Raw genomic sequence first — 19732 nt, forward strand, 5'->3', positions numbered from 1 at the left:
GCGTAAAAGAAGCGGCTCAATAAAAAACGGCGGGACCCGAAGGCCCCGCCGCTCTTTTTCGTATCAAGTTCAGGCTCGAATTAGAATTCGTAGCGAGCACCGATTTGAATGCGCCATGCTGATGGATTGATGGCGATGAAGTTCTGATCGTCTGGCGCAAAGTCGTTGATGATGTAACGACCTTCGTCATCGACCCCGACGGCATCGGCAATTGGGACCAGGGCGTTGAAACCACCGCGTGAACGCAGCAGGTTCGCACCGCTGTCGAGCAGGTTGAGGAAGTTTGCAAAATCAGCAAACAGCTCAATGCGGTCATCCTTGATGCCGGTCAGGCTTCCGATGAATGGCAGTTCCTGGCTGAAGCGCAGGTCCATGTCATAGTGCCAATCATTACGGCAGGTGTTACGTCCGATCGTTTCACCGCGAGTGATGCCACACTGGTCCGCAACATCGCTATCATCGAGATAGGCGTTGAGCAGTTGTTCGGTCTGCTCAGCTGTCTGGATTAGCGTGTTCACACCATCGATCCGGCGGAAGGTGTCAACATAAACAACGTTTGGATCACCGATCCCGGTCGGGATGTAAAGCAGCGCGTTGTCATTGCCTGACGAGCTGTCGGCAAAGACGCCGCCACCATCGAAGGTCAAGCTGTATGGACGACCTTCACGTGCACGGAAGAAGATACCGATGTTGGTATCATACCCTTCGAAGAACTCCTCGCGGAAGTTAACTGCCGCTGTAAAGTTGTGACGGGTTTCCGCGGTCGCAGTCGAAACAGCTGGGTCCTGACGATCAAACGCTGCTGTCACGTCAAACGACGAAGTCGCTGTCGATGACTGGTTGTTGCGAGCATCGTTTGAATCGGTGAAGGCATAGCCGAACTGGACTCGGGTCGAACCACCTTGCGTGAACAGTCCGCTTTGGAACTGCTTGCTAAGGATGATCGAAGCTGAGTGCGAATCGCCATCACGGCCATTGGTCAACTGGATGTTGTCATCACGGCCAGTGTTGAAACACTCTGGCGTCACACCGGTGTAGACCGGAGGCGTTCCGCCGGTGCCTTGAAGCACTGCGTTACACCCTGCATTGGTCGAATCGATAGCAGCCAGAATTGGGCGACCATCAACGGTGAAACCGTTCAAGCCGTTACGGATGTCCGTGGTCTGCGACAGATCTACGAAGTTCAGCGAATTGTTGAACTTTGAGTAGATGTAGTCGAGCTGCAGGTTCCAGTCGCTGAAGAAGCCGGTATCGGCCCCGAAAGTGGTTTGGAACGCAAGGCTTGCACGCGTCACAGTCGGCACGTCGAAGTCAGGATCGGTCGACTGAACGTCTGCACGACCTGCTTCTGCGTCGGCTGCACCGCCATCAATCGCACATTGCGGGAAGCCGCTGAAGCTGCCGCCAGCAAGGACGTTGAACTGACCGGTTACAGGATCGACAGGAATGTCGCCTGGGCCACAGTCAAAGCGGGTTGTACCCAATGCGCTCGAGAAACCGTTGTTCGAGAACGCGTTGGAGTAATACACAACCGGATCGCCGCCTGAGAAGATACCGACACCGCCCGTGATACGGCTGTCAGAGAAGAACCCTTCGTTGAAGAGCTCATAAGTCGCCGAGAGACGTGGGAGGATGAGAGGATCGAGCGAGCTGAACGGTACAGCGTTGCTGAAGCCATAACGGTCGACGAAGTTCTGGTTGAACTGCGGTGCATCACCGTCATAGATCTGCACGCGGACACCAGCGTTGATCGACAGCTGATCGGTCGCCTGCCACTCATCTTGAGCGTAGAACGAATAGATCTGACGACCAAACGATGCTGCTGCATTGTTGATGTCGCCGCCTGCTGCTGCGTTGATGTCGCCGCCAAGCGCCGCGCCACTTGCGATTTCGTCAGCGTCCGGGAACAGCTCCGTGCCTGGTGACAACAGACCTGCTTCGAAGTCAGCGAAGTTTTGGAAGTAGAGCGAACCGGTTGCGTTGATCGCGAACAGGTTGAACACTTCCAGATCGTTAACTTCTGCACCCAGCTTTACGAAGTGACCGTCGCCTGCATCGATGTTCATCTGGAAACGGGCTTGGTCGATCCGCGTGTCGAGCTGGTTAGCTGAACGGAAGATACCCGGGCCTGTGCTCAGGATACCTGGCTGTGTGGTACGACCATCGACCGGATTAACGCCAACAACCAAACGCGTGGTTGGGTTCTCAGCTTGCGCTTCGCCAAAGCCAACCGGGCCTTGAACGTCGCCTACTTCGGCGCGGCTCACACGAAGCTCGGTCGATACCGTATCAGTCCAGTCAGAGTAGAGACGAACCGAGTAATAGTCAGAGGTCGTGCCTTCGTCTTCGAATGAGTTGAAGCCAGTGATGTTCTGACCACCGAAATCGCTTTCGATGTTGGTTTCTTCAAGACGCTGATACGTCGCTTCAAGACGGTGATCGTCATTGATGATCGCATCAAGACGCGCAAAGTAACGCTTGTTGCCTTCTGGAAGAGCGGTTGGATAACCACCGATGTCCTGGCCGTACACATCGCGGGCAATACGAGCGAACTCGTCGAACTGCTCTTGAGTGACGAAGTTGGCTTCGTTGGTGAAGCCGCCGCCGTTTGGACCAAAGTTGTTACCGCCGGTAAGGTCAGCTTCTTCGTAGCCAACCGAGAAGAACAGGCGATCTTTGATAATCGGGCCAGAAAGGGTCGCGCCGTAACGCTTTTCTTCGTTGGCGTTCAATGGTGCGCCATCAAGATTGTCAGCGAACAGGCCGCCGTCAAAATAGGTGATGAATGCAGAACCGCTAAACTCGTTGCCACCCGCTTTGGTCACAACGTTGATGAGACAGCCGGTAAATTCGGAATACTCCACGTCGAACGGTGCAAACTCAACCGAAAGCTGATCGACGATGTCGAACGGAAGCGGGAGCGAGTTACGTGCAGCGAAAGGCGTACCGTTCAGACCGAACACGTCTGACTGCACAATGCCGTCAACGGTGAAGGTGTTGGTACGATCGTTACCGCCAAGGCAGGAAATACGATCAACGTCGTTGTTCTGCTCAAGGCTGACGCGTGGATCGATGCGGATGATGTCGCGGATGTCGCGAGTGATCGAAGGGAATGCTTCGAGCGTCTGGGTGTCGAATGCCGAACCCGGACCCACAGCAACCTGGCTGACCTGAGCGCGAACACCGGTCACAACGATCGTGTTGCCTGCGTTTTGCGAGCTCAGCGAGAAGTTGAAGCTGGTGTTACCTGAGATGTTCAGGAACACGTCTTCAACGGTTTGGCCTTCGAAACCGTTCGCAGTGACCGTTACAGTGTACGGGCCGCCTGGCTGAAGCGACTGAACGCGGAAATTGCCGTCTGAACCAGCAGAAAGCGTGCTGGCTTGGTTGGTGCGAGTGTCGGTGACGACGATGGTTGCACCGTTCAGGGCATTACCTGATTCATCGGTGACTGTACCTTCCACGCCAGAGGTAATCTGCTGTGCGTGAACAGGTGTGGCGAAAGTCGCTGCTGCCGAAAGGCTTACAACGCTTGCTGCCAGGAGATATTTTAACTTCATGAGAGGGAGCCCCTTACCGCTTGGAGGATCGGATAACTGGACGCGGGTCTAGGCCCGCTGGGTTGCCCCATGAGGACGTTTTTATGACAGGTCTATGACGCTTGCTTGCGCCCCCCGGGAAAACTAACCATTTGGCCTAGGCCAAACACCAAAATCCCTAGGGATTCCGGGCGATACAGGCTGGTGTTGCACCGATGCCACGCCGACCACCTTTTTGACTTTGGCGTAACCAACGCCCGCAAAAACGCGAATTTGGCGAATCAGATGCCTCAGGCGAGGTTGATTTCGCGCAGCCGCTGCTGAAGAAAATCGTGGCTGCTGATCGGCTCTTGCGGTGCTGCGCCGTCTTTCGAGGTACAGCTTTCCAGCGGATCAATCACGTAATCGGGGCGGAAATGCAGGAAGAACGGCATGGAATAGCGCGAACGCTTTGCCCCTGCCCCTTTCGGATTGACCACACGGTGCGTGGTCGAACGCAAAACGCCCGCTGTCAGTCGCTCCAACATATCGCCCACATTGATAACAATTGAGCCTTCCTCAGCATAAACCGGGTGCCATTCGCCAGACTTGGTCAGCAGTTGGAGCCCCGCTTCTTCGGCACCCAAAAGGAGCGTGATCGTGTTGATATCGCCATGCGCGGCTGCGCGGATCGCCCCTTCTGGCGCGTCTGGTCCAAGCGGCGGGTAATGCAGCAAACGCATCACCGAATTGCCGTCCTTGACCGTTGAGGCAAAGAAATCCTGCGGTAGCTCCAAATGCAGCGCAATCGCTTCGAGCACACGAAGGCCGGTCGCCTCGAACGCTTGGTACAGCGCGCTGAACGTCTCTTCGAATTCGGGAATTTCCGCAGGCCAAACATTTGGCGCCATGAACTCGGCTAAAGCATGGCCTTCGGGAAGCTCGCGGCCAACGTGCCAGAACTCTTTAAGGTCAAAAACCTCAGCGTCCTTGGCTTTTTCTGTGCCAAACGGCGTGTAGCCGCGCGCACCGCCTGCGCCTTCAAGCTTATAGCTGCGCTTCACATCTTCAGGCAGCGCGAAAAACGCCTTCGAGGTTTGTTCTGCGCGCTCGATCAGCTCTTGCGGTATCCCGTGATCGCGTACCACCGCAAAACCATATTCGGCAAAGCTGCGGCCCAATTCCTCGGCAATATCCTGAGGCGGCTGGGCAAGGGAAACGGAGGCGATGTCGGCGGATGCCTGGGCAGGTGTTTGTGTGTCGGTCATTACTCCCACTTAATAAAGGGAGCCGCCCCATTCCAGAGTGTTTGCCCTAAAAAGGCAAAAATAGGCTAGCCAAAGCCGCGCTCATCAGATTGGCGAGCGAGCCTGCAGCAAGCGCTTTGAGGCCAAGGCGTGCAATCACCGGGCGCTGGTTCGGGGCAAGTCCGCCTGTCACCGCCATTTGAATGGCGATGGAGGAGAAATTGGCAAAGCCACAAAGCGCAAAGGTGACGATGGAGCGGCTGCGCTCAGTCAGCCCTTCGACCGCGCCTAGCTCGATGAAGGCCACAAATTCGTTGAGCACGATTTTTGTGCCGAACAATCCACCCGCGATCTGAGCCTGTTCCCAATCCGAAATGCCGATGAGGAACATGACAGGCGCAAAGACATAGCCAAGCAGCTGCTGGAATGTGACGTCAGGATAGCCGAACCATCCACCAACACCGCCTAAAAGGCCATTGGCAAGCGCAACCAGCGCCACAAACACCATAACCATCGCACCAACAGCCACTGCGAGCTTAACGCCGGTTGTGGTCCCTTGCGCGGCCGCTTCAATAATATTGGCAGGCGCCTCGCCTTCTTCAAATGTTTCGGAGACAGCGACGGTTTCCATCAGCTTGTCGTGCTCTGCGGCTTCCTCGGGATCGTCGGGCATGATGATTTTAGCCATCAGAATGCCTCCGGGTGCTGACATGAAGGCCGCCGCCAGAAGATAGGGCACCGCATCTGATCCCAGAAAGGAGGCGTATGCGGCAAGGATGGTCCCTGCGACCCCAGCCATTCCGACACACATCAACGTGAACAGGCGCGAAGGGGGAAGAGCAGCCAGATAGGGCCGAACCACAAGCGGGCTTTCCGATTGGCCGACAAATATATTCGCAGCGCTTCCCAAGGCCTCGACCTTGCTGATCCCGGTAAGCCAGCCAATCGCCCCGCCAAGCCAGCGCACCAGCCGCTGCATGATACCAAGGTAGTAAAGGATCGACACGAGTGCGGCAAAAAACACGATCACCGGCAAGGCTGCGATAAGGAAGGTGTTGGCAAAGGGGTTGCTGCCCATCGGGCCAAACAAAGTCTCAATCCCGACCACGGAATAGCCAAGCAGGGCAATGACCCCATCGGAAAGAAACTGGATCGTCACCACGCCAAAATCGGTGCGCAGAACAAGCACCGCCATAATCGCCTGAAGCGCGAAAGCGGAGCCCACAACGCGCAGTTTGATCTGCCGCTTTCCCGAAGAAAGCAGGAATGCGATTGCCAGAATTGCGATAATGCCAAAGACGCTGAACAGCATCGAAGTTGCAGTTTCACTCACGTAAACACACAGCTGCAGGTCACGCGCAGATGGGCGATCCCTGCCCCCTTTTCCCGAATTGAACGCGAGAGGGGCGTGGCAGTTTGTGTGGCAGTTCGCAAGAGGCGGCGCGAAAGGGCCCGTTGACAGCTTGCCGGGCACCGCTTTCCTTTTGGCAAGCCCTCGCCTAGCGATGGGCGTTATGAACGAAGATACAAAAACGGACACATTGGACACCCCATCAGGTCCAGCGACCCTTTCCATGCCCTTGGGATTGTTCGTTTTCACACTGCTATATGGCGGGATGACGGTCCTTGCCGGCGTCCTTGCCTATAAGCAGGTGCAATTGGTGCCGACCGATCTGGCCGTGGAATCGGGCATATTTGCCTTTCTCCTGCTGGTCGTGATTTCAAGCACTCTGGCACAGCTCTATGGCAAACAGATGGCGACAAGGATCGTATGGTGGGGGTTTTTGCCGCTGCTTATCGCGTCATTGCTGATGCAATTGGTGTTAAACCTTCCCGCTTCTCCAGAAATGCTGGGTGGCCGCGCCGATGATCTGGCCGCGTTCGAGCGCGTGCATTCAACCGTCTGGCGCGTGTGGGCAGCGGGCCCTGCGGCCTATATCGTCTCGCTGCTCCTCAACATCTGGATTTTCGATAAGCTCAAAGGATCAGGCGAAGCAACCACCCTTGGCCTGATGGCGCGCGGCGCATTGGCGTCTGCGCTCAGCCAGGCGCTCGATTCGGTGATTTTCATCACGCTCGCCTTCTACGGTTTGTTCCCGATTATGAACCTGCTCATCGGACAGGTGATCGCGAAGGTCGCGCTCAGCATTGTGCTGGTGCCGTTTCTTATCACTTTCGGGGTGAGGGCTGCGCGATGGCTCGATACAAAGAAGAGCGCGGCCGATCAGGCGAACGAGTTCGCGTGACGGTCCGCAGCACGCTTACCCCCTCGTCAAACGGTATTCATTGCGGTTGGGGATCGCCGTACAGCCCGTGTCACCGTATCCGGTAAGGTACCACGCATTTCCTTTACGATGGCAATGCGCTGGCGGTGGAGATTGGTGCATCGGGCCAGGTGCTGCGGCGCGTCGCCTGTGCTGAACCTGTTTCAGTATCCATGGTTCCAATGTAGAAGCAGACGATCCGCTCGTGTGGTATGAAGGAGCGCAAGGCTCAGGCACGGGCCGCCGCTTTGTGCACGCTGATCCTCGCGGTAGCATTGTTGCGGTTACCGATTACCGGGGCAATTCTATCGCGACCAAATCCGAAGCCTGCACCGGCGAAGGCCGGGGATGAGTACGGCATTCCGGACACCGCTACCAACGGCAATGACATCGCGACCAAGGGCCGGTTTCGGTATAGCGCGCCTCGCAGCAAGTGCCGGGGGCACTTCGAGAAGCAAGCGCAGGCGTGGCTGCCAGAGCTGGGGCTGCGCGGGCTTCCTTATGCCCCCGGCATAAGGGTCCTGCTCGCTATTACTACAAAGCTTCGTCCTGAGCGCCTGCCTTTGCAGGCAGCCGAAGGGCCCGCATCTACTCGCCAACGCTAGGGCGTTTCCTCCAGACTGATCCCATCGGATATGAGGACCAGTATAACCTCTACGCCTATGTTGGGAATGACCCGATCAATGGGGTCGATCCGACGGGGTTGGCTGAGGTTAACAACGCTTCTGAGAAGCGTGGGATAAGCGGGAATCTGTGCAGCAGACTTGGAAGTAATGCGTGCCCCGGTAACTATGCTGGCTCGCTTGGGCGGGGAACTGATGGTGGTAGTTCAGATGCGAATGTCGAAATGACGTCGAACTCTGCGTCGGGGAATAGCCTAGGCACCCGGCGAGGGGCAGGGCCGCGTGGCCAATCTGCGAATGGAATTGTACACGGAGAAGCCATTTCGGGAATTCGTGAAGTTAGTCCGAAACATGCTGCTTATGCTAGAGATCCAAACTCCCCAATTTCGTCGGGACAGGTCAGGCGTGCTCAAGCTAGGCCTCACGTGCTTCGGGTTGAAGCATCTGGCAATGCCGCAAATCATGTCTCTCCGGCTCGAATCGAACAACTAGGAGTTAACACACGTGAGCAAGTTGCAGCTTTGGCATATACCGCTATCGCGCAACGAAATGAGTTCCGAGCATTATCACGCGGCCGTCGTGCTTTTTGGTATGCTCCTGGTGGCTCTAACGCGCGTGGACAAAAAGGAGTAGTTGTGATTGTTAATAATCATATGTCTAGTCAGTCCACCATTTACAGATCGCGATATGGCTCATTTCTTGGACTGAAATAATGAAACGAATTGAAGATGCGGAGCTTGACGAGATATTTCAAATTGTACTCGATCAAAAGGTGTTCCCAGATGATGGAGAGTTCCAGACTCTATTTGGGTACTATAGACATGAGCTACAAGAGATTCGGAGTCTTGTGACCAGGGACGACATTACATTTGCGATAAATATAAATGACTTGCGAGTAATGATGGTTGAGATGTTAATGGGCTTTCCGCATGGTTGTGAAAAGCTTATCGGAGAACGATACGGTTTCGATGTTAGCTTTCATTGAGACTGCTAGGGGTCTGTCTCGTTAGTCCGTCACCAATTAATTGGTTCAATCGCAGCGCAATGAAGCTGCCGGGTAAGAATATAGTCATGTTAGCGCATACATACTTGTTGTCGCGCTAGGCTCCGATAGCGCCATCTTAATCTGCTCAGCTGAGCAGAGCTTTCTTACGCCGCAGCGCATTGCTAGCCTGCGTAAATACCTTGCACTCGGACTGGCCAACCCAAAGAGCTTCAATCGCCTCCTTCGACGATATCGCCGATTACAAATTGAGTGTATTCCTCAGCCTGAACAGTGTGCCAAACTTCCAACAAGCGGGAGCCGAGCCTTCGTCAATATGCTCCCGCTGCTCTCTCAATCCCTTCTAAGGGAAGCTCCAGAATAAGGATCATAGTCCGCAGGCGGCAAATCGGACCTTGGTGACTGCACCGCAGAGGCCGGGGCTTGGTAGACCACTTGGGTCGAAGGCTCCTCCCCCTGCATCATCAGCGCAGAAGCAATCGCCGGCGCGCGCCAAACGTTTCTGGGCACCACAAAGCACCCCAGCACTGCCCTTGCACCCATCCGCGCGGGCAACCGCCCACTCAGCGCCGCAAACCCCACCAGAGCCACCGCAATCACGCAAAGCGTCACCACCAGCGGTCCTTGCATAAGCTCATCAACCCACCCCGCAGACGCGCGAATGGCGCACGGCTGCGCCGGTCCTGGGCGAGGCTTCCTCCCCTTAAGGGAATTGATCTAGTGATATGGACTGTTTGGTGCGGTCGAGAAGACTCGAACTTCCACGGGCGTTAGCCCACAACGACCTCAACGTTGCGCGTCTACCAGTTCCGCCACGACCGCACTCTGTAGGTAAAGGCACCGCGCATGCTGCGCTCTGCCCTCGGTAGGAGCGCGCCACTAGCAAGGGGTTGACCCTCGCGCAAGGGCTTTGATGCACGCATATGCTTTAAGTCGCAAAATTAACTCGGGCACGCCACCTGTCCCGCATCGGGATAAGGGTTTTGCCGCAGTTGCGAATATGGTGAACGCGGGCGTAACCATACCGTATGAGCCTTGCCGTTGCCCTTTTGATTTTTGCCCAAAGCGTAGCGCCGCAGGTGGCCCAGACATCGGACACTTCAAGCACGGCAAGAGCGCGGCCCGTGGTTGAACAGGTGAGAGCCAGCGCGCGTGTCCTTCGTCCGGCGCGGATCGTGTTCTCACAAGAGCAAGCCTCTGCGCAGGAGAACGCAAACGCCCGCGTCAACGGGGTGCAGCGCACATCCGATGCAGCAGGCACGGTCTGGGTGGAATTTAACTAGGCTGAGGACCTATCGAGGCTAAGCCCGACTAATTAGGTGACCAGCCGATTTCGGCCGCTTGCGCGGTGGGCGGAATATCCGTGATCGCTTCTGTCACATTCAGGCTTTCCCCCGGCGCAAGTTCGCGCCTGGACGGGACGACCACCCAGGAATAGACGTTTTTCTCACGCGCATCGCGGAACACGATCAACAGGCTGGGGACGCCCACGGTTTCTTGTCCAACATTGCTGATCGAGCCGCGCACCTGGAAAATTTCCTCGCCGCTTTCGAGCACTTCCTTGCGCTGCTGGGTTGCGGGGAAATCCAGTTCAAGATCGGTTTTGCCAATGCCAAATTCCGGGCGTTGGATCGGGACCCAGTCGGGCAGGCCATAATAATTGGCAGCGATCACGGTGCCGGTGGCTACTGCTGCGAAAACAGCGGCGGCAATGGTCCACATTTTGAGCGAGTTGCGCCGCCGGGTGAAAGGCGGGCGATAGTCAAAGCTTGAGGCCCCGTCTTCGTAATCGTCCTCGTATTCACCCTCGCCCTCATCTGAATCAAAGGCGCGATCCGCGTCGTCGTAATACGGATCGTCGTCATCTGCGTCAGCCAATGGGTCAGAAGAGCTGGCCAAGCTCTCTTCCTTAGCCGCTTCGTATTCTGGCGGATCTTGCACATCGCTGCGCCAATGATCGACGGATGGCCCCGGTATCTCTGAAGCGGGCACCTGTGAGGTGGGTGCCTTTGGCGAAGTTGACTCGTTGCGCGCTGTCGGTTCGGGCGAAGGCTTTGGAGCAGGCTCCGGTGTCGGAGTGGGCACAGGAGCCGATGGGGCCGCAGGTGAAGGCGCAACCTCTTGCGCAAGTTCAAGCGGCTCGGGGTCTTGAAACCAGCTGTGCTTGCATTTGGCGCAGCGTACAGTGCGCCCTTCCTGCCCGATGGCTTTATCGGGTACGGCATAGCGTGTTCCGCAGGCTGGGCAGGAAATGATCATTGCAATAAATTGCATGAATCACACCGTGCCGCTTCACAAGGGCTTTAACCGGTGCAGAGGCCAAAACGGCCCCTTTTTCCACATGGAAGCACGTTTTGACCCCTGCCCCTCGTATTTTGCGGGGTTTGGCCGGTTGCTTGGGCTTCCCCAACACGGGGCACGCTGATAAATCCGGTCCCTATGAACGACAGGCCTGCGGAAATAGTGAAATTCGACAATGTGGGCCTTCGGTATGGCACCGATCCCGAAGTGCTGACCGATTTGTCTTTCACGCTTTTTCCGGGCAGCTTCTACTTCCTCACAGGGGCAAGCGGTGCGGGCAAGACCAGCCTTTTGAAACTGCTGTATCTATCACAGCGCCCATCGCGTGGCAGCATCCGGATGTTTGGCAAGGACATGATTACCTTGCCGCGCGGCCGTTTGCCTGATTTTCGCAGGCGTATGGGGGTTGTGTTTCAAAACTTCAGACTGGTTCCACATCTGTCTGCGTTCGACAATGTCGCATTGCCTTTGCGGCTTGCGGGTACGGACGAGGCAAAGGTGCGGCGTTCGGTCACGGATATGCTGGAATGGGTGGGCCTTTCCCACCGGATGCACGCGATCCCGGAGACGATGTCGGGCGGGGAACAGCAACGCACCGCCATTGCGCGGGCGGTGATCGCGCGCCCGCAAATCCTGATCGCTGATGAGCCAACGGGCAATGTGGACCCGGAAATGGCGCTTAAACTGCTGCGTTTGTTCGAAGCGCTCAACCACCGGGTGGGCACCACTGTTATTGTCGCAACCCACGATGTGCATCTGCTTAAAAAAGTGCCCGAATCGCTGATTATGAGGCTGAATAAAGGGCGGTTGTCAGATCCAACCGGCGCGCTTCGGTATCCCCCTGCGCCCAAATCGCGGCCCAGTGTTGCGGGTGGCGGAATGATGGGAGCCGGGACCATGGGAGCGGGCAAATGAGCGAGACGCCCTTTCCTGAAACCGGCCCGCAAGATGACGATCTGGCACCTGCCAAGAACATATCGGCAGGCCTTGCCCCGCCGGCACGGTTAAGCGGGCCCATTCCTTGGGTGATCGCCATTTTGATAGCGCTGGTCGTTATCGCTGCTGCGGGCGGTCTTTCCTTGCGTAATCTGGCGCAGAATGCGCGCGCTGATCTGGCCGATGCGGTGACGGTGCAAATCATCGAAGCCGACGAAGAGGCACGCACTGTCCAGGCGCAAGCCGCCGCCAAAGCCTTGGGCGCGCACCCGCTTGTGACAACGGTTCGCGTCGTGCCAGAGGATGAATTGCAGGAATTGCTTGAACCGTGGCTTGGCAGGGGCGCTGCAAGCGAGAATGTGCCGATCCCGGCCCTTATTGATGTCGAACTTATCCGCCGCGCATCAGGTGATGAGCTTGCGCAATTGCAAAGCGCGCTGGATGCAGCGTTGGAGCCAATGGGGGGAACGGCGCGCGTTGATGCTCAGTCGCAATGGCTGCGGCCCGTTTATGACGCGCTTTCCGCGCTGCAATATCTGGCGCTCGCGCTGATTATACTGGTTTCGCTTGCAACGGCGGCCGCTGTCTGGCTTGCCTCGCGCAATGCCTTTATCAATCACCGCGAAACGGTGGAGATCGTCCACCTTCTGGGCGGGACGGACAAACAGGTCACCCGGATGTTTGAACGCTCCGTTATTCAAGAGGCCGCTTTTGGCGCACTGATCGGCCTCTTATTGGGGCTTGGTGCCGTATGGCTCTTGGGTCAGCAGTTTGCGAGCCTGGATAGCGGCATGGTGGGCGGCGGAGGGCTGAGAATGCTCGATTGGGCCATTATTGCCGCAATTCCCGTCGGAGGCGTTTGCCTTGCGCTCATAACAGGGCGGATAACGATTGGTTATGCGCTAAGATCCATGTTGTAGGGGTCGATGTTGTAGGGGTCGATGTTGTTGGGCCCCATGGTGTTAGGGTCATTTTTGTAGGCTTGAATGAAGGTTTTTCGCTATCTTGCTGCCACATTGGTCATGGTGTGGGCTCTTGGTTTCCTGTGGTTCACAGTGGCCTTGCCTCAGCCTGCAGGTGATGAAAAAACCGATGCTGTTATCGTGGCAACCGGCGGGGCGGGCCGCATTGATCAAGGGCTTGCCGTGCTTGACCAAGGGCTTGCGCCGCGCATGTTGGTCACAGGGGTTGATCCAGAGGTAAGGCCAGAGGAATTTGCTGCGCAGTTCGAAGTGCCGCAGGACCAGATGGATTGCTGTATCACTCTTGGTTTTACAGCAGTGGATACGCGCGGCAATGCGACCGAAGCGGCTGCATGGGTTGAACAAGAACAGGTCGCCTCTGTCCGCCTTGTGACCACCGATTGGCATATGCGGCGCGCCTCAGCCGAGGTCGCTCGCGCACTGCCCGAAAACGTTCGTATTGTCCGAGATGCGGTGCCGTCTGCCCCAAGTCTTACCAGTCTGTTCCTTGAATATCACAAGCTCATCGCCAGTTTTATAGCTGGCCTTTTTGGTTATTGATTTCCCCCCGCTCCCCACTCGTAGTAATGTGAAACGTGCACCTAATTCGAAGCCTTGTCTTTTACCCGCTGTTTTACGGGTTCAGCGCTGTACTGGTGGTTTTATCAGTGCTCGCCATTCCCTTTGGGCAAGGCGCATTGAAAAAGGTCGTGGCAACCTGGGGCGATTGGCACTTTTGGTGCGTTGAAAACATCCTTGGCATGCGCATCGTGCAGCAAGGCGTGATCCCGGATGAGCCGGTCCTGATCGCGGTCAAGCATGAGAGCTTTTTCGAGGCGATTGATATGCCGCGCCTGTTCAGCTTCCCAACCGTTTTTGCCAAGCGCGAGTTGTTCTGGATCCCGGGCTGGGGATTTTCGGCCAGGGTTTACGGCCTTGTGCCGGTGGCCCGCGACAAAGGCGCGCGGGCTCTGCGGGAGATGATTGCGACGGCGAAATTGCGCGTGGCCGAAGGGCGTCCTCTCGTCATTTTCCCTGAGGGTACCCGTGTGCCCCACGGCAAAGAGCCGCCTTTGCAATCAGGCTTTGCCGGTATCTACAAGCTGCTTGGCCTGCCGGTTGTGCCAGTCGCTGTGAACAGCGGCCCGTTCTATCATCGCCTCATCAAAAGGCCCGGCACGATCACTTACCGCGTGGGCGAAACAATCCCGGCGGGCCTTCCGCGTGCCGAGGTCGAGGCCCGCGTGCACCGGGCGATCAATGCCCTGAACAATGGTGAGAGCGTCGCTGCAGGCGGCATCCCGGCGAGCGCCTGAGCCCGGCTAACTATGATCCTTGCGCCCAAAGTCGGGGCGTTCGTCATCCTGTCCCTGATCGATCACTTCGCGCCTGATTGCGCGGGTGCGGGTGAACAGGTCATGGAGCGTATCCCCGTCGCCTGAACGGATCGCGCGCTGGAGAGCGGTCAAGTCTTCGGTAAAGCGGCCCAGCACTTCGAGCACCGCGCCCTTGTTATTCAGGAACACATCGCGCCACATCACCGGATCGGACGCAGCAATCCGGGTGAAATCGCGAAAGCCGCCTGCGGAATATTTGATGACTTCAGAACGCGTGACCTCTTCCAGATCGCTTGCCGTGCCCACAATCGTATAGGCGATAAGGTGCGGAATATGGCTGGTTACGGCCAGCACCAGATCATGGTGGCTTGCATCCATAATCTCGACCCTGGCGCCAAGGCTCGCCCAGAAATCCGACAGCGCTTTGACCGCCTCCTTTTCCACGCCTTCTGGCGGAGTGAGAATGCACCAGCGATTGACAAACAGCGATGCAAATCCTGCCTCAGGCCCGCTTTGCTCTGTGCCTGCAACAGGGTGCGCTGGAATAATGGTGTGACCGGGAAGCGCTCTGGCAAGCGCCTGTGCCACGCTTTCCTTGGATGAACCCACATCGGAGATGATCGCGCCGGGTTTAAGCTGTGGCGCAAGCTCGCCTGCCGCTGCTTCCATTGCGCCTACGGGCACGCACAAAATCACCAGATCAGCGCCGTCCACCGCCTGCGCCGCCGTTTCGCAAACCGTGCCCACAAGCCCGCGTTCAGTCGCCCGGTCGCGCACTTCTGCATCGCGGTCATAGCCGGTGGTGACGATTGTGCCTGCGCGCTCTTTTATGGCAAGACCAACCGACCCGCCAAGCAAACCCAGCCCGATGATGGCGACCGTCTTTATTTCGGGGCTTTCAATGGTCATGCGCGCCCTCCGCCCAGATCATCGCACAGCGCGCGCAGACACGCCGCAACCGCGTCCATATCCTCGCTTTTGCCAATCGTGATGCGCAAACAATCGGGCAGGCCTTGCGAGGGCAGATGGCGCACGGCATATCCTGCCTCGCCCAAAGCGTTAAGAGCGGTTTCAGCCTGCACTTCGCCTTCGAAGCGGACGAGCACGAAGTTCGCCTCGCTTGGCACAGCGCAAATCCCGTGATTGCCAAGCGCCGTGATCGCTTCGACAAATCGTGCGCGCTCGGCGGTGTTGTGCTCGCGGCTCATGCGGACAAAATCCTGGTCATCGACCGATGCAAGGGCCGCTTTTTGGCCAGAGGTCGTCACGTTGAATGGCCCGCGAATACGGTTGAGCGCGTCGATAATATGCGGCGCCCCTGTCGCCCAGCCAATGCGTTCAGCCGCCAGCCCGTAAATCTTGGAGAAAGTGCGCGTGACCAGAACATTGTCATGTGCATCCGCCAGATCAAATCCGATCACCTGAAACTCGGGCGCAAGATATTCGCCGTAAGCCTCGTCAATCACCAGCAGCACATCCTTGGGCAGCCCTGCGTGGAGCCGCTCGACCTCCTCTGGTGCAATCCATGTGCCGGTGGGATTGTTGGGGTTGGCAAGGAATACGACCCGCGTGCGCTCTGTCACACTTGCCAGAAGCGCATCGACATCGGCGGTGAAATCGCGGTCATCGACCTCAACCGGCGTCGCTGCGCAGCGCCGCGCGGCAATATCATACACCGCAAAAGAATGGCGCGAGAACACAACCTCATCGCCTGCTCCTGCGAAAGCCTGCACCGCGAGGTTCAACAATTCATCTGAACCCGTCCCGCACACAATGCGGGCCTCATCCAGCTGATGCAGCTTTGCCAGGGCGGCGCGCAATTCCTTGGAATCGGGATCGGGATATGCCGCAGCACCGGTTGAAAAGCCGCGCGGTGCCTCAAGCTGTTCCATAGCCGCAATCGAAGAGCCCAGCGGGTTCTCATTGGCGGAAAGCTTCACCAGCGGTTTTCCGTCCTTCCCGCTCGATTTGCCGGGCACATAGGCGTGAATGCCTAGGATGTATGGTTTGGGTTCAGGGCGCCCTGTCGCTGTCTTTGTCATAGCGGGACGCGCGATATACGCTCTGTGCCCGGCTGAATACCCCAATTGACATCTTATGGGCCCTCCCCCAATTCGCAAAGCCAATATGACCCGTCCCGGCCCCTCCAAAATCCATGCCCTTGCTATGCCCCTTGCGCTTGATAGCGGGCAGGTGCTCGAAGGGGCAGAGATCGCGTATGAGACATATGGCGAGCTGAACGCTGACAAATCCAACGCGATCCTTTTGTGCCACGCGCTGACGGGTGACCAATATGTGGCAAGCAATCACCCGATCACGGGCAAGCCCGGCTGGTGGGAACGTATGGTTGGCCCCGGAAAACCGATTGATACTGACCGTTTTCATGTGATCTGTGCCAATGTGATTGGCTCGTGCATGGGCTCCACCGGACCTGCGTCAATTGCGCCCGATGGAAAGCCTTATGCCATGCGCTTTCCAGTCATCACCATTCGCGATATGGTTCGCGGATTGGTGGCTTTGCTGGATGGCCTCGGGATAGAGAAACTGCACGCGGTTGTCGGCGGTTCGATGGGCGGAATGCAAACGCTTAGCCTTGCGGCCAATTGGCCTGACCGGGCGCAGCGGGTGCTGGTTCTGGCCTCTACCGCGCGCCATTCGGCCCAAAACATCGCCTTTCATGAATTGGGTCGTCAGGCGATCATGGCCGACCCCAATTGGCAGGACGGCGATTATTACGGCGCAGATGCAAAGCCTGACAATGGCCTCGCGGTTGCGCGCATGGCCGCGCATATTACCTATCTGTCCGAAGAAGGGCTGACCGAGAAATTCGGCCGGCGTTTGCAGGACCGCGACGCGAAAAGCTTCGGGTTCGAGGCCGATTTTCAGGTGGAAAGCTATCTGCGCTATCAAGGCAGCGGGTTCACCCAGCGCTTTGATGCGAACTCCTATCTCTACATCACAAGGGCGATGGATTATTTCGACCTCGCCGAAGAGTTTTCTGATGGTCCGGGGGGCGGCAAGCTGGCGGACGCATTTGCGGGTACAACGGCGCGCTTTTGTCTGGTGAGTTTCGACACCGACTGGCTCTACCCCACAGCGGAAAGTCGCCATGTGGTTCATGCCCTGAACGCTACTTCTGCAAAGGTGAGCTTTGTCGAATTGTCAGCCAATGCCGGACACGACAGCTTCCTTTTGCCGCACGATCAGCTCGACCGCGTGGTTCGGGGGTTTGTCGAATGACTAGGCTGCGCTTCGACCTTGCCGCGATTGCTGACCAGATTGGCCGCGAAAAACAGGGCGCGCGCGTCCTTGATGTGGGCTGCGGCGATGGCGCTTTGATGGCGGCGTTAGAGGCCGATCACGGTGCAGATGTGCGCGGGGTTGAGCTTGACCCGGTGAAGGTGGAGCGCTGTGTGTCGCGCGGGCTTTCCGTGGTGCAGGGCGATGCCAACACCGACCTTGCGAATTACCCAGACAAAGCGTTCGATTTCGCCGTGCTCGCTCGCACGCTTCAGACCACCAATCGCCCGGACAAAGTGCTCGAAGAGCTTTTGCGGGTGGCCGATGTCGCCTTTGTATCATTCCCCAACTTTGCACATTGGGGCACCAGAGCGGCGCTCATGTTCGGAGGCAAAATGCCGGTCACCAATGCCTTGCCGGTAAGCTGGTACGAGACCGAAAACATCCACCATGTGACGGTCGAAGATTTCCGCGCACTGGCCGCGAAAAAGGGCGCCAAAATCACAGCTGAATGGAACTTCGCAAATGAGCGCGCCATTGGCCCCGTGGGAGCCAATTGGCGCGCTGAATATGCTGTGTTTGAGCTTAGCCGTTAGGGCTTAATCCCCAAATCAACCCGGCCTATGGATGCCGCAGATTTTGTGCCCATCGGGATCGGTGAAATAGCACAGATACATTGGGCCCATCGAGCCTTCACGAAGGCCGGGAGGGTCTTCGCAAGTGGTGCCGCCATTGGCGACCGCTACATCGTGAAATTCCTGAATTTGCTCTGGCGAATCGCAGACAAAGCCAAGGGTAAAGCCGTTGGATGGTTCAGCAGGCTTGCCGTTGATTGGCTCTGAAACCGAAAACGTGCTGCCATTGTGCATGTAGAACAGGCGGGTCTGGCCGGTGTCGTTGACATGGGCCATCGGCTCACCTGCACCAAGAACGCCGAGCGCGGCGTTGTAGAATTTCTTGGACTTCTCGATATCGTTGGAACCGATCATCACGTGATTAAGCATGGAATGTCTCTCCTCTCATGGGTGGAACACCGATGGAGGTAGGTTGCAAATAGAGACGCGGCAAGGTCAAACTTTGGCGCGAGCGGTGCTGGTCTGCAAACTGTAGTCGCAGGTTCAGATGCATCGGGTTAAGGGGAGCCCATGACCCTATCCCTCATTGCCGCGCTTACTGCGCCTTTTGCGCTTCAGGCGGCGACACCTGCGCCTGCGCCCGCCAAGCCTGACACGTTTGCCGATTTGTCGATTGAAGAAGCAACCGCGCCGCGCTGCGGAGTGGCATTTGCGATCGTGCAAGGCTGGCAGGACGCAGGAGACAATCGCGGCGGCGCTTGGCCAAGTATGCAAGAAGCGGGCGCGCGCGAATTTTTCCTCGGCGCCATGGTGCGCCTGATCGACAGCTACAGCCTTGAGCGCAGCGATGTGGTGCAGCTTGTTCAGGCCGAACGGGCTCGCCACCAAGCGACCGATTTTGCCAGCGTCGAGGCAATGATGCCCGGCTGTTTGATCCTTTTGGGAGGCGTATCCCCCCAAGGTGGGTGATAGTGGCTTGCGCTGCCCTTAGACTTGTGGCTTTTGCTTAAGCTTTAAGGCATGGTCATATTTGCAATGTGGCAAATCTATCAATTCCCTCTGTGTCCGTTTTCGCGCAAGATTCGCCTCCTTATGGGGGAGAAGGGGATTGCCTATGATCTTGTGCGCGAAGACCCTTGGACACCGTCTGAAATGTTCCCCAATCTGAACGCGGCTGGCACAACGCCTGTGGTGGTAAATGAAGAGAAGAAGCTCGTCCTTGCCGACAGCCGGGCGATTGGCGAATATTTCGAGGAAACCGTCGATAATTCGCCCATGATCAACGGGACCGCTGCGAACCGTGCAGAAATCCGGCGGTTGGTCGCGCTTTTCGATGAAAATTTCTACCACGACGTGACCGGCCCCTTGTTGATGGAGCGGATGAAAAAGCGGATCGTCTATAAACAGCCACCCAACAGCACCGTCCTTCGCGATGCGATGAAAAACGCGCATGGCCATCTGGATTACATGGACTGGCTGATCGATAACCGTCCCTGGCTGGCGGGCTCTACGATGAGCCTTGCGGATCTGGCGGCTGCTGCACAAATCAGCGTGGCCGATTACCTTGGCGGGATCGACTGGAAAGGCCACGAACAAACGCGCGGCTGGTATTCGGTCTTCAAAAGCCGTCCCAGCTTCCGCCCGCTTTTGTCCGAACGCATGGACGTGATCAAACCGCCCGCGCATTATGCTCTGGTCGATGGGTAAGCTCTTTTGTGTTTCGCAC

General features: G+C 57.2%; 20 protein-coding genes and 1 tRNA gene. 13 read left to right on the top strand and 8 right to left on the bottom strand.

Annotated elements, in window-relative coordinates:
- Positions 1–80: 80 nt before the first annotated feature.
- The 3 genes from EH31_RS13410 to EH31_RS13420 form a co-directional block, all read right to left on the bottom strand.
- On the bottom strand, positions 81–3560 hold the full coding sequence (locus EH31_RS13410) for a TonB-dependent receptor (protein WP_034961076.1): 3480 nt from the start codon (positions 3558–3560) through the stop codon (positions 81–83).
- A gap of 269 nt (positions 3561–3829) precedes the next feature.
- Entirely contained in the window at positions 3830–4786 is a 957-nt protein-coding gene (locus tag EH31_RS13415; RefSeq protein ID WP_034961078.1) for an isopenicillin N synthase family dioxygenase, read from the bottom strand.
- 46 nt (positions 4787–4832) lie between these two features.
- Positions 4833–6077, bottom strand: coding sequence for a NupC/NupG family nucleoside CNT transporter (locus EH31_RS13420; RefSeq protein WP_034961081.1), 1245 nt, complete (start codon positions 6075–6077; stop codon positions 4833–4835).
- A 202-nt stretch (positions 6078–6279) separates the two neighbouring features.
- Between EH31_RS13420 and EH31_RS13425 the strand changes: the two genes are divergently transcribed.
- The 4 genes from EH31_RS13425 to EH31_RS13440 all read left to right on the top strand — a co-directional run bounded on the left by EH31_RS13425 (position 6280) and on the right by EH31_RS13440 (position 8637).
- Positions 6280–7011, top strand: a complete 732-nt coding sequence (locus tag EH31_RS13425; protein ID WP_051699285.1) for a queuosine precursor transporter — start codon at positions 6280–6282, stop codon at positions 7009–7011.
- 230 nt (positions 7012–7241) lie between these two features.
- Positions 7242–7634: a hypothetical protein gene (locus EH31_RS13430; protein ID WP_034961083.1), complete on the top strand. Its 393-nt coding sequence runs from the start codon at positions 7242–7244 to the stop codon at positions 7632–7634.
- 23 nt (positions 7635–7657) lie between these two features.
- Entirely contained in the window at positions 7658–8365 is a 708-nt protein-coding gene (locus EH31_RS17385) for an RHS repeat-associated core domain-containing protein (protein ID WP_241765934.1), read from the top strand.
- Positions 8365–8637: a hypothetical protein gene (locus EH31_RS13440; protein ID WP_034961088.1), complete on the top strand. Its 273-nt coding sequence runs from the start codon at positions 8365–8367 to the stop codon at positions 8635–8637. Before EH31_RS17385 ends, EH31_RS13440 begins: the two co-directional genes overlap by 1 nt.
- Positions 8638–9390: 753 nt before the next feature.
- On the opposite strand, the gene EH31_RS13450 is transcribed toward EH31_RS13440, so the two are convergent.
- Positions 9391–9477 (bottom strand) — tRNA-Leu (locus tag EH31_RS13450).
- Positions 9478–9683: 206 nt separating this feature from the next.
- On the opposite strand from EH31_RS13450, the gene EH31_RS13455 reads away from it, so the two are divergent.
- The gene (locus tag EH31_RS13455) at positions 9684–9938 is read left to right on the top strand and encodes a hypothetical protein (protein ID WP_034961092.1); all 255 of its coding nucleotides are present in this window, start codon (positions 9684–9686) and stop codon (positions 9936–9938) included.
- 28 nt (positions 9939–9966) lie between these two features.
- On the opposite strand, the gene EH31_RS13460 is transcribed toward EH31_RS13455, so the two are convergent.
- Complete coding sequence (locus tag EH31_RS13460) at positions 9967–10929, bottom strand: zinc-ribbon domain-containing protein (protein ID WP_051699265.1); 963 nt, start codon at positions 10927–10929, stop codon at positions 9967–9969.
- Positions 10930–11094: 165 nt separating this feature from the next.
- Between EH31_RS13460 and ftsE the strand changes: the two genes are divergently transcribed.
- From ftsE to EH31_RS13480, 4 genes are all read left to right on the top strand, one after another.
- Positions 11095–11871: a cell division ATP-binding protein FtsE gene (gene ftsE, locus EH31_RS13465; protein ID WP_034961093.1), complete on the top strand. Its 777-nt coding sequence runs from the start codon at positions 11095–11097 to the stop codon at positions 11869–11871.
- Entirely contained in the window at positions 11868–12812 is a 945-nt protein-coding gene (locus EH31_RS13470) for a cell division protein FtsX (RefSeq protein WP_081853410.1), read from the top strand. The genes ftsE and EH31_RS13470 overlap by 4 nt, the downstream gene beginning before the upstream one ends.
- Before the next feature lie 66 nt (positions 12813–12878).
- Positions 12879–13415, top strand: a complete 537-nt coding sequence (locus EH31_RS13475; protein WP_034961098.1) for a YdcF family protein — start codon at positions 12879–12881, stop codon at positions 13413–13415.
- A 35-nt stretch (positions 13416–13450) separates the two neighbouring features.
- Complete coding sequence (locus EH31_RS13480) at positions 13451–14170, top strand: lysophospholipid acyltransferase family protein (protein WP_034961100.1); 720 nt, start codon at positions 13451–13453, stop codon at positions 14168–14170.
- A 6-nt stretch (positions 14171–14176) separates the two neighbouring features.
- Here EH31_RS13480 and EH31_RS13485 read toward each other — a convergent pair whose 3' ends face one another.
- Entirely contained in the window at positions 14177–15100 is a 924-nt protein-coding gene (locus tag EH31_RS13485; RefSeq protein WP_034961102.1) for a prephenate/arogenate dehydrogenase family protein, read from the bottom strand.
- Positions 15097–16233: a histidinol-phosphate transaminase gene (gene hisC, locus EH31_RS13490; protein ID WP_034961104.1), complete on the bottom strand. Its 1137-nt coding sequence runs from the start codon at positions 16231–16233 to the stop codon at positions 15097–15099. Before hisC ends, EH31_RS13485 begins: the two co-directional genes overlap by 4 nt.
- An 85-nt stretch (positions 16234–16318) precedes the next feature.
- Between hisC and metX the strand changes: the two genes are divergently transcribed.
- Positions 16319–17431 (top strand): homoserine O-acetyltransferase MetX, encoded by a 1113-nt coding sequence (metX, locus tag EH31_RS13495; RefSeq protein WP_034961351.1) that lies wholly within the window; start codon positions 16319–16321, stop codon positions 17429–17431.
- On the top strand, positions 17428–18027 hold the full coding sequence (metW, locus tag EH31_RS13500) for a methionine biosynthesis protein MetW (RefSeq protein WP_034961105.1): 600 nt from the start codon (positions 17428–17430) through the stop codon (positions 18025–18027). The genes metX and metW overlap by 4 nt, the downstream gene beginning before the upstream one ends.
- A gap of 15 nt (positions 18028–18042) precedes the next feature.
- Here the strand turns inward: metW and EH31_RS13505 are convergent, their stop codons facing one another.
- Positions 18043–18435 carry a VOC family protein gene (locus EH31_RS13505; RefSeq protein WP_034961108.1) on the bottom strand — a complete coding sequence of 131 codons (393 nt, stop codon included), beginning with the start codon at positions 18433–18435 and terminating at the stop codon, positions 18043–18045.
- Between the two features lie 141 nt (positions 18436–18576).
- On the opposite strand from EH31_RS13505, the gene EH31_RS13510 reads away from it, so the two are divergent.
- Positions 18577–18975 (top strand): hypothetical protein, encoded by a 399-nt coding sequence (locus EH31_RS13510; RefSeq protein WP_034961109.1) that lies wholly within the window; start codon positions 18577–18579, stop codon positions 18973–18975.
- Between the two features lie 66 nt (positions 18976–19041).
- Positions 19042–19713, top strand: coding sequence for a glutathione S-transferase family protein (locus tag EH31_RS13515; RefSeq protein WP_034961112.1), 672 nt, complete (start codon positions 19042–19044; stop codon positions 19711–19713).
- Positions 19714–19732 lie beyond the last annotated feature (19 nt).

It is taken from the genome of Erythrobacter longus, assembly GCF_000715015.1.
GTDB lineage: Bacteria > Pseudomonadota > Alphaproteobacteria > Sphingomonadales > Sphingomonadaceae > Erythrobacter > Erythrobacter longus.

What these genes read in the sequence shown, in the direction of transcription:
- EH31_RS13425 (WP_051699285.1), top strand. Translation starts at nt 6,280, where the DNA reads ATGAACGAAGATACAAAAACGGACACATTGGACACCCCATCAGGTCCA.
- EH31_RS13515 (WP_034961112.1), top strand. Translation starts at nt 19,042, where the DNA reads ATGTGGCAAATCTATCAATTCCCTCTGTGTCCGTTTTCGCGCAAGATT.
- EH31_RS13420 (WP_034961081.1), bottom strand. Translation starts at nt 6,077, where the DNA reads ATGCTGTTCAGCGTCTTTGGCATTATCGCAATTCTGGCAATCGCATTC.
- EH31_RS13505 (WP_034961108.1), bottom strand. Translation starts at nt 18,435, where the DNA reads ATGCTTAATCACGTGATGATCGGTTCCAACGATATCGAGAAGTCCAAG.
- EH31_RS13410 (WP_034961076.1), bottom strand. Translation starts at nt 3,560, where the DNA reads ATGAAGTTAAAATATCTCCTGGCAGCAAGCGTTGTAAGCCTTTCGGCA.
- hisC (WP_034961104.1), bottom strand. Translation starts at nt 16,233, where the DNA reads ATGACAAAGACAGCGACAGGGCGCCCTGAACCCAAACCATACATCCTA.
- EH31_RS13415 (WP_034961078.1), bottom strand. Translation starts at nt 4,786, where the DNA reads ATGACCGACACACAAACACCTGCCCAGGCATCCGCCGACATCGCCTCC.
- EH31_RS13430 (WP_034961083.1), top strand. Translation starts at nt 7,242, where the DNA reads ATGAAGGAGCGCAAGGCTCAGGCACGGGCCGCCGCTTTGTGCACGCTG.
- EH31_RS13470 (WP_081853410.1), top strand. Translation starts at nt 11,868, where the DNA reads ATGAGCGAGACGCCCTTTCCTGAAACCGGCCCGCAAGATGACGATCTG.
- EH31_RS13510 (WP_034961109.1), top strand. Translation starts at nt 18,577, where the DNA reads ATGACCCTATCCCTCATTGCCGCGCTTACTGCGCCTTTTGCGCTTCAG.
- EH31_RS13460 (WP_051699265.1), bottom strand. Translation starts at nt 10,929, where the DNA reads ATGCAATTTATTGCAATGATCATTTCCTGCCCAGCCTGCGGAACACGC.
- metW (WP_034961105.1), top strand. Translation starts at nt 17,428, where the DNA reads ATGACTAGGCTGCGCTTCGACCTTGCCGCGATTGCTGACCAGATTGGC.
- EH31_RS13485 (WP_034961102.1), bottom strand. Translation starts at nt 15,100, where the DNA reads ATGACCATTGAAAGCCCCGAAATAAAGACGGTCGCCATCATCGGGCTG.
- EH31_RS13475 (WP_034961098.1), top strand. Translation starts at nt 12,879, where the DNA reads ATGAAGGTTTTTCGCTATCTTGCTGCCACATTGGTCATGGTGTGGGCT.
- EH31_RS13440 (WP_034961088.1), top strand. Translation starts at nt 8,365, where the DNA reads ATGAAACGAATTGAAGATGCGGAGCTTGACGAGATATTTCAAATTGTA.
- EH31_RS13455 (WP_034961092.1), top strand. Translation starts at nt 9,684, where the DNA reads ATGAGCCTTGCCGTTGCCCTTTTGATTTTTGCCCAAAGCGTAGCGCCG.
- ftsE (WP_034961093.1), top strand. Translation starts at nt 11,095, where the DNA reads ATGAACGACAGGCCTGCGGAAATAGTGAAATTCGACAATGTGGGCCTT.
- metX (WP_034961351.1), top strand. Translation starts at nt 16,319, where the DNA reads ATGACCCGTCCCGGCCCCTCCAAAATCCATGCCCTTGCTATGCCCCTT.